At 68.0% G+C, this 12,652-nt stretch carries 10 protein-coding genes and 1 tRNA gene; 5 read left to right on the top strand and 6 right to left on the bottom strand.

Features of this window, described 5'->3' with window-relative positions:
- Position 1: 1 nt before the first annotated feature.
- The 3 genes from L0M17_RS01770 to hisC form a co-directional block, all read right to left on the bottom strand.
- Positions 2-982 (bottom strand): alpha-ketoacid dehydrogenase subunit beta, encoded by a 981-nt coding sequence (locus L0M17_RS01770; protein ID WP_241050666.1) that lies wholly within the window; start codon positions 980-982, stop codon positions 2-4.
- Positions 982-2,229: a pyruvate dehydrogenase (acetyl-transferring) E1 component subunit alpha gene (gene pdhA, locus L0M17_RS01765; protein ID WP_241050664.1), complete on the bottom strand. Its 1,248-nt coding sequence runs from the start codon at positions 2,227-2,229 to the stop codon at positions 982-984. Before pdhA ends, L0M17_RS01770 begins: the two co-directional genes overlap by 1 nt.
- Positions 2,230-2,384: 155 nt before the next feature.
- Positions 2,385-3,563, bottom strand: a complete 1,179-nt coding sequence (gene hisC / locus L0M17_RS01760; RefSeq protein WP_241050662.1) for a histidinol-phosphate transaminase — start codon at positions 3,561-3,563, stop codon at positions 2,385-2,387.
- A gap of 58 nt (positions 3,564-3,621) precedes the next feature.
- Here hisC and L0M17_RS01755 point away from each other — a divergent pair, with 58 nt between their 5' ends.
- The gene (locus L0M17_RS01755) at positions 3,622-4,053 is read left to right on the top strand and encodes a phage holin family protein (RefSeq protein WP_241056277.1); all 432 of its coding nucleotides are present in this window, start codon (positions 3,622-3,624) and stop codon (positions 4,051-4,053) included.
- Between the two features lie 23 nt (positions 4,054-4,076).
- Here the strand turns inward: L0M17_RS01755 and L0M17_RS01750 are convergent, their stop codons facing one another.
- A complete protein-coding gene (locus tag L0M17_RS01750; RefSeq protein ID WP_241050660.1) occupies positions 4,077-5,351 on the bottom strand; it encodes a hypothetical protein in 1,275 nt (424 codons plus the stop codon).
- A 715-nt stretch (positions 5,352-6,066) separates the two neighbouring features.
- On the opposite strand from L0M17_RS01750, the gene purB reads away from it, so the two are divergent.
- Complete coding sequence (gene purB, locus L0M17_RS01745; protein WP_241050659.1) at positions 6,067-7,497, top strand: adenylosuccinate lyase; 1,431 nt, start codon at positions 6,067-6,069, stop codon at positions 7,495-7,497.
- Between the two features lie 151 nt (positions 7,498-7,648).
- Positions 7,649-7,725, top strand: a tRNA-Met gene (locus L0M17_RS01740).
- Positions 7,726-7,975: 250 nt separating this feature from the next.
- On the opposite strand, the gene L0M17_RS01735 is transcribed toward L0M17_RS01740, so the two are convergent.
- Positions 7,976-9,631, bottom strand: coding sequence for an FAD-binding dehydrogenase (locus tag L0M17_RS01735; RefSeq protein ID WP_241050657.1), 1,656 nt, complete (start codon positions 9,629-9,631; stop codon positions 7,976-7,978).
- Between the two features lie 80 nt (positions 9,632-9,711).
- On the opposite strand from L0M17_RS01735, the gene L0M17_RS01730 reads away from it, so the two are divergent.
- On the top strand, positions 9,712-10,380 hold the full coding sequence (locus L0M17_RS01730; protein ID WP_241050655.1) for a methyltransferase domain-containing protein: 669 nt from the start codon (positions 9,712-9,714) through the stop codon (positions 10,378-10,380).
- Positions 10,381-10,385: 5 nt separating this feature from the next.
- Here the strand turns inward: L0M17_RS01730 and L0M17_RS01725 are convergent, their stop codons facing one another.
- On the bottom strand, positions 10,386-11,753 hold the full coding sequence (locus L0M17_RS01725) for a flavin monoamine oxidase family protein (protein ID WP_241050653.1): 1,368 nt from the start codon (positions 11,751-11,753) through the stop codon (positions 10,386-10,388).
- Positions 11,754-11,847: 94 nt separating this feature from the next.
- Between L0M17_RS01725 and L0M17_RS01720 the strand changes: the two genes are divergently transcribed.
- Positions 11,848-12,549 carry a TetR/AcrR family transcriptional regulator gene (locus tag L0M17_RS01720; protein WP_241050651.1) on the top strand — a complete coding sequence of 234 codons (702 nt, stop codon included), beginning with the start codon at positions 11,848-11,850 and terminating at the stop codon, positions 12,547-12,549.
- The last annotated feature ends 103 nt before the right edge of the window (positions 12,550-12,652 follow it).

Below are 12,652 nucleotides of genomic sequence, written 5' to 3'. Positions count from 1 at the left end.
CCTAGTACGCGAACGCCCGGTCGAGGGCCTCGAGGATGCGGTCGATGTCCGGAAGGTACTGGCCCTCGACCTTTGAGACCGGGTACGGCATGTGGAAGCCGCCCACCCGGATCACGGGGGCCTCAAGCGACAGGAAGGCTCGTTCGGACACGCGAGCAGCAATCTCGCCGCCGAGGCCACCGAACGTCGGTGCCTCATGGGCCACGACGAGCCGACCGGTCTTGCGGACGGATGCCGTCACGGTCTCGAAATCGATGGGTGAAAGCGACCGGAGGTCGACGACTTCGACGCTGCGACCGTCTTCCGCTGCCGCCTCCGCCGCCGCAAGCGCCACTGGAACGAGCGGGCCGTAGGCCACGACCGTCGCGTCGCTGCCCTCGCGCACAATGTGTGCGCGGAACGGGTCCGCCGACGTGCCCGGATCCTCCAAGTCCACCTCGCCCTTGAGCCAGTAACGGCGCTTCGGCTCGAAGAGGATGACGGGGTCTTCGCACTCGATCGCCTGGCGAGTCATCCAGTAGCCGTCATGCGGATTGGACGGCGTGAGGATCCGGAGTCCCGCAGTGTGGGCGAAAAGTGCCTCGGGCGACTCCGAATGGTGCTCGACCGACCCGATGCCGCCGCCGTACGGGATGCGGATGGTCACCGGGACGGTGAGCTGGCCCCTGCTGCGGGCATGGAGCTTCGCTAGCTGGGTCGTGATCTGGTTGAAGCCCGGGAACACGAAACCGTCGAACTGGATCTCGCCGACTGGACGGTACCCGCGCAGGGAAAGACCGATACTCGTCCCGACGATCCCCGATTCGGCGAGTGGGCTGTCAACGACCCGATCCTCGCCGAACTCGGCCTTGAGTCCCTCGGTCACTCGGTAGACACCACCGAGCGAACCAATGTCCTCGCCCATGAGCATGACCATCTCGTCGGCGGCCAAGGCGTCCCTGAGGCCAGCGTTGATGGCCTTCGCAAGAGTCATCGTGGGCATCAGCGACCGCCTTCCGCAGCGTCGGTATCGGCATTGGCATCAGCACCGGCATCGGCATCAGCGAAGCCGGCCTCGTACTCGAGGTGCCACGCAAGCTCCTCCTCCACGAGCGGGTGCCGCTCCGCGTAGACGTTCTGCATCTCGGCCGCCAGACTCGGAGCCTCGAACGCGAGAACGTCCCTGCGGGACTTGGCTGCCAGCGCTTCCGCTTCGGCTGCAACCTCGGCGAAGAAGGCCTCGTCGGCATGGCCTTCAGCACGGAGGAACTTCTCGAAGCGCGTGATCGGGTCCTTCGCCAGCCAGGACTCCTCCTCGGCCGTGAGCCGATACTTGGTGGGATCATCGGCCGTGGTGTGGGCACCTTGGCGGTAGGTGTAAGCCTCGATGAGCACGGGCCCCTTGCCGCTCCGCGCCCGTTCCAGGGCCCATTCCGTCACGGCCCGGACGGCAAGGACATCATTCCCGTCCACCCGAAGGCCGGGGAAGCCATAGCCCTTCGCGCGGTTGTGCAGGGGTATGCGCGACTGCACCTGGGTCGGGACCGAAATAGCCCACTGGTTGTTCTGGCAGAAGAAGACAACCGGCGCCTTGAAGCTCGCGGCGAAGACCATGCTCTCGTGCACGTCGCCTTCGGAACTCGCTCCATCGCCGAAGTAGGCGATCGTAGCTGCGGGTTCAGGGAGTTCCCGGCCCGCGGCTGCGGCACGGGACGCATCGCGCTGAAGGCCCATCGCGTAGCCGACCGCGTGCGGCACCTGTGCCGCAAGGACGAGGGTGTAGAGGTGGAAGTTGTTCTCCTTCGGGTCCCAGCCGCCGTTCGACACGCCCCGGAACTGCCGCAGAAGCTCACCGAGCTCGACTCCCCGCGTCAGCGCGACGCCATGTTCGCGATAGGTCGGGAAAATGTAGTCCTGCGGGAGCGTCGCGCGGCCGGAACCGATCTGCGCCGCCTCCTGACCTCTGACCGGAACCCACAGCGAGAGCTGGCCCTGGCGCTGGAGCGCCGTCGCCTCGGCGTCGAACCGTCGGATCATCGCCATGTCGCGGTAGAGCGCGCGCAGCTCGTCGACGCTCAGCGATGCGGCCCGCTCGGCGAAATGAGAACGGTTGAGGAAGCGCCCGTCCTCGTCGAGGAGCTGCACCATGTTGACGTGGCCCTCGGTGCGCTCGTGAGCGAGGGCCTCGAGCTCGTCGAGCAATTCCTCGGGGATGTCGTCGAACTCCGTGGTGGGCAGTTCTCCTGCCATTCCGCCGCCTCCTGCCGTAATCGTCTTTCCGCCCCGGACGGCGTGCACCGGGCCAGATATTCCGCCGGGGGAATACGTACTGCATCTGGAATATATGCGGTCGGCCCAGCTGCAACTCTACCGAGTGCAGCCGGGCCGCCGGCTCAGCCTAACCGCTAGGAAGCGATGGGGGCTTTTGTGAACGTCCTACAGAGCTCGAGGAAGCGAGAATTGGCCTCGACCTCGCCGATGCTGACTCTCACTCCTTCGGTCCCGAACGCCCTCACAGAGAGGGCTCGGGCAGCGGCTTCCGCGGCAAAGGCCGGGGTCGCCTCGCCCAGCTTGAGCCAGACGAAGTTCCCCTGCGCCTCGGGAACCGACCATCCGAGCTCGCGGAGCCCTTGCGTGACACGATCCCGCTCGTCCACCAGGCTTTGTACCCTTTCTACAACCTCCCCGTAGTGGTCGAGCGAGGCGATCGCGGCCCGCTCTGCTACCGACGAGACGGCAAAAGGAACTGCGGCGACCCGAAGGTGCTGGGTGATCTCGGGACGCGAGATCGAGTAGCCCACGCGGAGTCCCGCGAGCCCATGGGCCTTCGAGAAGGTCCTCAACACCACGACGTTCGGGTACTTGCGGTACATCCGGAGACCGTCGACGGCCTCCGGATCGCGCACGAACTCCTGATAGGCCTCATCGATGACGATCACGACGTCCTCCGGGACCGACTCGATGAAGGCCTCGGTCTCTTTCGTTCGCAGGATCGGCCCAGTGGGGTTGTTCGGGGTGCAGAGCAGCACAACGCGTGTCCGGTCCGTCAACGCTGCCGCCATCGCCTCAAGATCGTGGCGGCCGTCATCCTTCACCGGAACCTGGACGCTCTTGGCACCCGCGAGCCCCACCGAGATCGGGTACGCCTCGAAGGACCGCCAAGCGTAGACGACCTCGTCCTGGACGCCGTCGTCCTGCTGGCCCGCGAACGCGGCGAGAAGCTGATTGAGCGCCCCGAGGCTTCCTCCGCCGGTGACGATGTCCTCGGCCGGGACACCGAGGAAGTCGGCGAGCCGGGCACGAAGCGAGCTTGCGACGGGATCCGGGTAGCGGTTGATGGCGGTTTCGGCGGCGATCGCCTCCAGAACTGCTGGCAACGGCGGGAGGGGGTTTTCGTTGGAGGACAGCTTGAAGCTCTCCAGCCCTTCAACGGGAGCCGGCGGCTTTCCAGCTGCATACTTCGGGAGGCGGCCGACGACGGGACGCGGGCCGACGACCAGAGGGCTCTGGGTGTTGCCCTCGGGGCCGGCTGCGACGACGGCGGCTGCTTCGACGCCGTCGTGACTGTTGAGTGCAGAAGTCATGGTTTCAAGCGTAACCGGGTCCCGAGACGTGGAGGACGCCGTGTGGAACGATGGGCGCATGCTGCGATTCCTGATCCGCGTCGTCGTGAACGCCATCGCATTGTGGGTGGCCAGTTGGATTCTGCCGGGGATCAAGATCAACTCCACGGCCGTCACGGACCTCGCCGCCAATCACGGCGCGGGCCAGCACAGTGACGTGGTGGGCATTGTGCTCGCGTATCTGTTCATCGGCCTCATCTTCGGCCTCGTCAACGCGCTCGTCCGCCCGATCATCGAAGTCCTCTCCCTTCCCGTCACGTGCCTGACTCTCGGGCTCTTCGCGCTCATCATCAACGCCGCGATGCTCGCTCTCACTGCCTGGCTGAGCAGCTACACGCCTGTTCATCTGACCATCAATTCCTTCTTCTGGACTGCGATCTTCGGAGCGATCATCATCTCGATCGTTTCCGCCATCATGGGGTGGATCCTCGGAGCCAATCGCAAGCGCTGATGCTCTGCGCCGAGGGCGGCTCTTCAGCTCTTCGTCTTGGGGTCCGTGGCTGTGTAGGCAAAGCGCTCGCGCTGAGGGCTCCCCGTCTGGGGAGCACCAGCCGCGGCGCCCGCAGCAACCCCCACTCCCAGCGCGGCTCCGACTGCTGCTCGGTGCCCGAGGACCGCGGGGTCGGCGGACTCGTCGAGCCGCTCTGCGTCGTGCGCGTAATTCCCCAGGTCGTGAGCCTTGGCGACGACTTCCTGCGGGAAGAGGAGGGCGGCGGGACCGGCCCGGCTCGGCGAGCGGACGTTGACGACGGATTCGCTGGGTTCAACCACCTGCCCGGACGCGGTCGGAACGATGTCGTCCGCGTTGGTCAGGCTCAGGACCGGAATGCCCTCCGGGATCGCGAAAGCTGAGACGGGACTTCCAACGGTGGTCACAGCGGCTACCCGGTACCGCTCAAGGAACTCTTGGTCCTCGAGGAGCCCCAGCACGTGGATCCCGCCTTGGCTGTAGCTGTTGAAGAGCACCACATCGTCTGCCCCAAGGTTCTGGTCCCGGAGGGCCTCGTCGATGAGGCCGCGTACCTGGCTGTCGCGGTACGCCATGCCATCAAGGATTCCCTCGGAATCGAAGACGTTGCCGTCTTCAGGGTCGAGAGCCCACGTCTGGGTTCCGGGCACTGTCACCATGACGGCGATGCTCCCGTCAGCGCGCGGGACCCTCTCCACGAGGATCGACGAAGGGGGAACGAAGCTTCCGTCCTCGAGCGGTTCCTGGCCCTGGGCCCGGCGGAGGCTCGAGACCGCGTACAAGAAGCAACTCGGGTCCCCAGTTCCCGCCGCGATCGAGGCGCGGTTCACCCCTGCGGGTTCGCCGGCAGAGCCTGCAAGCCGCCCGGCTTGAAGAGACCGAAGAAGGGTTGCGAGCGTCGTTCCGGGAACGACCCTCGCTCCTGCCACACTGAGTCCCCCAAGACCCAGCACGTCGAGGAGGCCTGGAATGGCTCCCGCTTGGAAGACGATGTTCTGCAGCCCGTCCATCGCCCTGGCCCGAGCCGCTTCCTCCTTCCTGTAGGTCTCTGCGGCTCTCGCCACAGCGGCAGCCCAGCCCTCGGACTCCTCACGTGCCCGCGCTGCCCGCACGTCCACCCGCCGGGCTTCATCGTCGAACCGCAACGCGAGATTCGACGGCCAGCACGCGCCCGCGATCACCGACTGCCGACTCGCGTAGAGGCCTCGCCCGGCCCGTTCGAGGCTCGATGACGCCGCCCTCAGTGCAACGGCCGAAGCCTCGAGAGACTCGAGCGTCACGACAAAGCGTGGTCCTCCCGTCACGACGAAGCCCTCGCTTCCTGCCCTGACCGGCCCGGCCATCACCGGCAGAGCTCCTGCCCGCTCGCCAAAGGCGCAGCCGGAAACGCTGATTGGTAAGGGAGCAGCGGTGACTGCGTGACCTGTGGGAGGAGAGAACCTGAAGACCCAGTCGGCAGGAGAGGACGCCCAGCAGAGGTTATGGGCAAGCGTGGTCCCCCGAGCGGAAGCCCACCGGAAGTCGCCGCCGTCGTGGCCTGCTTGGCTTCGCAATCCCGCAGCTCACCTTGAATGGAGGCCAACAAGCAGCCGAGTGCGGCCACGCCGGCCGTGACTGCCGCGAGCTCAGCCGCGATGAATGCGGTCCTGGCTCTGAAGGAGTCTCCAGCGGCACCCTCCCACTCGGCGTCGTCCGCCCGGCGCTGCGCCGCTTCGGCTTCCCTTACCTCCGCGTCCACCCGGGCGAGGCCCTCCTGGCCTGCCCGGAGAAGCGCCTCATCGTGACGGCACTGCATGTGTCCCCCTTCGCTAGTCCGCACGCCGCTCGCACGTCCCGCAATCGACGTTAGGCGCGCTGCCCGTCGCTCCGCTGGCCTCCGCCGTCGTATGTGGAAAACCGCCTGAAGTCCTCTCGTCCGGCACTGTGTTATCCACAGGCGGCCCGTTATCCACAGGCGACCCTCCTCAGCGCGGCAGATCTGGAAGAATGGAGGCCATGGCTGAGACCCCCGCGCGTATTCCTTCCGGCAGGCTGTCCCTCGCGAGCTCCTCTGAGCAGATCGCGCTCGGCCCCCTCGACGGTCGGTACCGTCCGGCGGTCGCCCCCCTCGTCGACTACCTCTCGGAAGCTGCCCTCAACCGTGACCGGGTCGCGGTCGAGGTCGAGTGGTTCATTCACCTCACGCGGAACTCCGTGCTTCCCGGCACACGAGCGCTCTCCGCGGAGCAGGAGGCAGGGCTCCGGTCTATCGTGACGGAGTTCGATGCCGACTCCGTCAAGGAGCTCGCCGAGATCGAGGCTGTCACTGTGCACGACGTCAAGGCCGTCGAGTACTACATCGGTCGCCGGCTCGAGGCGCTGGGGCTCGGCAATCTCACCGCCCTCGTCCACTTCGGCTGCACGTCCGAGGACATCAACAACCTCTCCTACGCGCTGGGCATCAAGGGCGCTGTCGAGGAAGTCTGGCTGCCTGCGGCACGCAAGCTCGTTGAGCAGATCGGGGCCATGGCACGCGAGAACCGGAACGTGCCGATGCTCTCCCGCACTCACGGGCAGCCTGCCACGCCGACCACCCTCGGCAAGGAACTCGCCGTCATGGCGCACCGCCTCGGTCGCCAGCTCGACCGTGTTGAGCGAACGGAATTCCTCGGGAAGATCAATGGCGCAACGGGCGATTTCGCGGCCCACGTCGCCTCGGTTCCGAGCGCCGACTGGCAGCAGGTCTCGCGATCGTTCGTCGAAGGCCTCGGCCTCACGTGGAACCCGCTGACTACCCAGATCGAGAGCCACGACTGGCAGGCCGAGCTGTACGCCGACATGGCGCGCTTCAACCGGATCCTGCACAACGTCTGCACCGACGTCTGGAGCTACATCTCGATCGGCTACTTCGCACAGATCCCGGTCGCGGGCGCCACCGGGTCCTCGACCATGCCGCACAAGGTCAACCCCATCCGCTTCGAGAATGCCGAGGCCAACCTCGAGATCTCCTCGGCCCTCCTCGACACCCTCGGTTCGACGCTCGTGACGAGCCGCTGGCAGCGCGACCTCACCGATTCCTCGAGCCAGCGGAACATCGGAGTCGCATTCGGCCACTCGCTGCTCGCGATCAGCAATGTCGTGCGCGGTCTCGGCGGGCTCGATGTAGCCGAGAATGTCCTCGCCTCCGACCTCGACCAGAACTGGGAAGTCCTCGCCGAGGCCATCCAGATGGTCATGAGGGCGGAAGCCATCGCGGGCGTCCCAGGGATGGACAACCCATACGAGCGGCTCAAGGACCTCACGCGGGGCCACCGCGTCGATGCCGCACGCATGAAGGAGTTCGTCTCGGGCCTCGGACTCTCGTCCGACGCCGAAGCCCGGCTCCTCGCCCTGACGCCCGCTTCGTACAACGGGATCGCCAGCGACCTCGTGGATCACCTCCGCTGATCCTCCGGCCGCCTCTGTTCGCCCAGACGTGGCCGGCCTAGGCCGGGCGCAGGCCGCGGGCCGGGCGCCTGGTGCAGGCCGGGCGCCGGGCGTAGGCCGCGGGCCGTCGATTCGCGTCCTGAGCCGCGAGCGGGTAAAGTAGATCAAGCGCCGCGGGGTGGAGCAGTTCGGTAGCTCGCTGGGCTCATAACCCAGAGGTCGTAGGTTCAAATCCTGCCCCCGCAACCACGTGTGGCCCCGGATCCGATTGGATCCGGGGCCTTTTTCGCGCCTCAAGTCCTCGCGTTTGGCCCATCAAATCCTCGCCTTCCCCCTCAAGTCCTCGCGCCGCCGCGCTCCCGCCCGGTTGTGTTTTCCCAATCACTCGGGAATCGGCGTGTCTCGCGCCGCCACGGCTGACGGCACCACAGAAACGGGCTGAAGCGGGCAACGGGCACCAGAGAAACGAGCAGGAGCGCGAACCCGGAGCCGCCCCGCCTCAAACAGAAGCCGCCGCCCGCCCGGCCACCCGGCCTGAGAAGAGGCACCCGCCGAGGAAGGTCCCCTCGAGGGCGTTGTAGCCCATCATCCCGCCGCCCCCGAATCCGGCGGCCTCCCCCGCGGCGAACAACCCCGGCACCGGCTGGCCGGAGGCCGAGAGGCAGCGTCCCGAGAGATCAGTCTCGAGACCGCCCAGAGTCTTGCGCGTGAGGATGTTGAGCCGAACCGCGATCAGAGGGCCGGCGGAGGGGTCCAGGATCCGATGCGGGGCTGCAGCCCGGATGAGCCGGTCGCCTCGGTACCGCCGGTGCCCGCGCAGGAACATCACCTGCGCGTCCTTCCCGAAAGGGTTCTCGATCTCGCGGTCCCGCGCCTCGAGCACAGCGCGCAGCCCCTTCTCCGAGATGAGGCCCGGCTCGCCCACGCGGTTCATCCCCTCCACAAGCTGGCCGAGCGACGTCGCCACGACGAAATCCGCGCCGTGCCTCATGAAAGCGGCGATCGGCCCGGGAGCACCACCACGCACACGCCCGAGCAGGAGCCGCAGGTCCTTCCCTGTGAGGTCGGGGTTCTGCTCTGAGCCGGAGAGCGCGAACTCCTTCTCGATGATCTTCTGTGTCAGGACGAACCAGGAGTAGTCGTACCCGGTGCCCCGCAGATGCCGGAGCGTGCCGAGCGTGTCGAAGCCCGGGAACAGAGGTGGAGGGAGCCGTCGCCCGGTCGCGTCGAGCCACACCGAGGACGGACCGGGGAGGATCCGGATTCCGTGGTTCTCCCACACCGGGTCCCAGTTCCGCAGTCCCTCGACGTAGTGCCACATCCGGTCCCCGTTGATGAGCCGCCCGCCAGCCGACTCGGCGATTCCGAGCATTCGCCCGTCCACATGAGCCGGCACCCCCGCGATCATTGACGACGGCGGGGTCCCGAGCCGTGCGGGCCACATCCTCCGCACGAGGTCGTGATTCCCCCCGATCCCGCCCGAGGCGACCACGACGCCACGGGCCCGCAGTTGCGCGTCCCCGGTAACCCTCCGGGAACTCGCCGTCCCGCGCGGCGTCGACGACGGCTCGAGCACGGCGCAGCGCACGCCGACGACGGAGCCTCCCTCGGTGAGCAGGGCGTCCACCCGGTGCCGGAAGAGCAGACGGACGCGACCAGCATCGACGTGCGAACGGACCCGGCGCACGAAGGGTTCCAGAACGCCCGGGCCGGTACCCCACGTGAGGTGGAATCGAGGCACCGAGTTTCCGTGCCCATCCGCGCGCCCGTCGCCTCGCTCGGCCCAGCCGACGACCGGGAAGAACCGGACGCCAAGCCCATGCAGCCACGCGCGCTTCTCCCCCGCCGCGAAATCGAGGTACGCCTCGGCCCAGAGGCGCGGCCAGTAGTCCTCGGGGCGGTCGAACTGGGCGCTCCCGAACCAGTCCTGCCCTGCAAGGGCCCGCGAATCCCTCACGCCCATACGCCGCTGCTCAGGAGAGTCCACCAGGAACAGTCCGCCGAGCGACCAGAAGGCCTGCCCGCCCAGAGACTGCTCGGGCTCCTGCTCGACGATGGTCACCCGGCGGCCAGCCTCGGCGGCCTCGACCGCAGCAACGAGCCCGGCAAGGCCTGCGCCGACAACGATGACGTCACTGTCGAGGGAATTCCGCACGTGTTGGGCCCTTCCATCGGGAACAGAGCCCAGCCTTCCGTCCAGGCGACGCAACGTCAACGAAGGCGGATACTCGTGCCATGGATTCTTGCTGCGGCCCCCGCGTCCCCGGTCGCGATCCCCGGGGGTACGACGCCATCTTCGACGCGCGGTTCTCGAAAGCCGTCGCGCGACGTTACGGGCGCAAGGGCCTCGGGCCCGTCGAGCAGGGCATGGTCGACTTCCTCGCGAGCGCGGGAATCGAGGGCGCGTCCGTGCTCGAGATCGGCGGCGGCGTCGGCGAGATCCAGCTCGAACTGCTCCGACGCGGGGCGGCCCGCGCAACGAACCTCGAGTTGTCGGCCGGATACGAGGACGACGCGCGGCGGCTCGCCGCGGCCGCGGGGCTGGAAGGACGTGTGCAGCGCCGCCTAGGCGTGGACATCGCCGAGGCGCCGGACGACGTCGAGCCCGCCGACGTCGTCGTCCTCCACCGCGTGGTGTGCTGCTATCCGGACTACGCTCGCCTGCTGGGGACGGCGGCGGACCACGCGCGCCGGGCGCTCGTGTTCAGCTACCCGACCGCCAATCCGGTGTCGCGGCTCTTCATCAGGAGCATGAACGCGATGCTCAACGCGTCGGGACGGTCCTTCCGCGGGTACGTCCACCCGCCGGAGGCGATGGTCGACGTCGTGCGGAGCCGGGGGCTCGTCCCACGGTACCGAAAGGACCGGCCCGTGTGGCACCTCGTGGGCGCCACACGGGACTGACTGGCTCAGACGCGGGCGGCGAGGATCTCCTCGGCGGCGCGCCGGCCCATGCGGAGGGCGCCGTCGACGTGCTGGTACCCCTCTGAGGCGATGTCCGAGCAGGCGAAGTGGATCGGCCCGACCGGGGTGCGCTGGTCGGCGCCGTAACGCGAAAGGCCACCGAGGTCGAAGCTCGCAGCGTAGGCCCCACGGGTCCACTCCTCGGAGCCCCAGTCCGACTCGTAGTAGACCTCGGCGTTGAGCGCTTCCGGGCCGAGGTAGTGGGCGATCGAGCCGAGGATGGCGGCCTTGCGCTCCTCGGCGCTCAGGGCGAACATCGCGTCGGCGTACTCGTCGGAGACGAAGCCGACGAGGGTTCCGCGCTCGTCGCCGTGGTTCGTGTTGTCGTAGACCTCCTGCACGATCTGACCAACGCCGAAGCACGTGCCCGAAAGGTTCTCGTCGCGCCAGAACGGGCGCTCGTAGACGGCGTGGACCTTGATGACGAGGCCCATCGAGAGGTGCTGGTGCAGCTGGTGCTGGCGGCGCGGCAGCGGCGGCTCGTAGGAGATGCGGCTGTAGAGGGTCGGGGGGACCGCGAGGATCGCACGGCGCGCGGTGACGGTCACGCCGTCGGCCTCGGCGCGAACGCCGTCCCCGCCCCACGCGAGGGTACGCACCGGGGCGTTGAGGACGACGGCGTCCCCCAGCTCCGCGGCCATGGCCTGGCTCACGGACTGCATCCCGCCGATCACGCGGCGGTCGAGGATGAAGTCCTCGTCGAGGAGGTTGCTGAACGACCCGGCGGAGGCGGCCATGAGGACCGCCTGGAGCGCGGAGAAGGCGTGGGCGGGCTTGGTCAGCATGGCGCCGGCGATGAACATGCCAATGAGCTCGCACGCGTCCTCGTCGGCGGACTGGATGCGGAGCCAGTGGTGGAAGGAGATGGTGTCGAGCTCGCGGGCCTTCTCGTGGGCCCACGGCTCCTCCGGCCCGAGCTCGGCGGCGAGCCCATCGAGGATGGCTGTGAGGCGCTCGACCTCGGCGAGGGTCCCGGGCGAGACGGGGAAGTCCGCGCCCTCGTAGACGGTGCGCGCGCCGTCGCCCGCCACGAAGACGCTTCGGCCCTCGCGGTAGCGCTGGTACGTCTCCTTGCCGAGCTCCTCGACGAGGCCCAGCAGCTCGGTCTGGTCCGGGCTGATCCACTGGCCGCCGATCTCGAGCCACGCGCCGTCGACCGTGTCGCTCCATGTGCGGCCGCCGACCCGGTCCCGGGCCTCGAGCACGACAACCCGCTCGCCTCCCTTCGTCAGCGTGCGTGCGGCCATGAGGCCTGCTGGTCCGGCTCCTACGACGACGACGTCGGCCTGGAGCTCCGGCTTCTGCTCTGCCATGGTGTTCCCTTCGCGAAAAGTGGTGGAGGTCTCTAAATGAATATAGTTCATTTATCTGCGGGCGCAACCCTTCCCGTCGCCTAGACTCCGAGACATGGAATCCGCCCTGCCCGATGCGCCCGAGGCGACGGGCGCGCCCGCGCCGCGGCGGCGTGGACGTCCCTCGAGGCCCGTCCTCTCGCGCGCCAAGATCACGACGGCGGCGCTCGCCATCATCGGCCGGGCAGGCTACGACGGGCTCACCATGGCGGCCCTCGCCCGCGAACTCAAGACGGCGCCGTCGGCCCTCTACAACCATGTGGCCTCGAAGGACGAGGTCCTCAACTGGGTCCAGGACGACGTCAACGACACCATCGACACCTCGGCCTTCGGCCACGACCCCTGGGATGTCGCCTTAGTGCGCTGGGCTTACTCCTACCGGGACGCGTTCGCACAGCATTCGCCGCTCATCCCGGTCATCGCCGTCCTCCCGATCACGGGCGCACCGCACACGCTCGAGATGTACGAACGCGTGGCCGAAGGCCTGCGAGCCGGCGGATGGCCGGAGGACCTGGTCATCGACACGATCGTGGCTGTCGAGTCGTTCGTGCTCGGTTCCGCCATGGACGTTGCGGCCCCGGAATGGATCTTCGACGTCGGCGAGCAGCGCGACCTCGCTCCGACCTTCGCGGATGCGGTGGCGGCCCGGCGGGGCCGCGGGCGCAAAGCGGCCGACGACGCGTTCGCCCTCGGGCTCAACGCTCTCATCGCGGGCCTCCGCGGCACGCTCGCCGCGACGCTGGCGACCCGGAGCTGACCACTCGTCGGGCAAGACGTGACCACTCGTCGGGTGAAAGGTGACCACTCGTCGGGCGAAAGGTGACCACTCGTCGGGCAAGACGTGACCACTCGCCCCCTTA

The organism is Sinomonas terrae (assembly GCF_022539255.1).
GTDB lineage: Bacteria > Actinomycetota > Actinomycetes > Actinomycetales > Micrococcaceae > Sinomonas > Sinomonas terrae.
The sequence above is the reverse complement of the archived record's forward strand: the minus strand, read 5'-3'. Positions and strand labels throughout refer to the sequence as shown.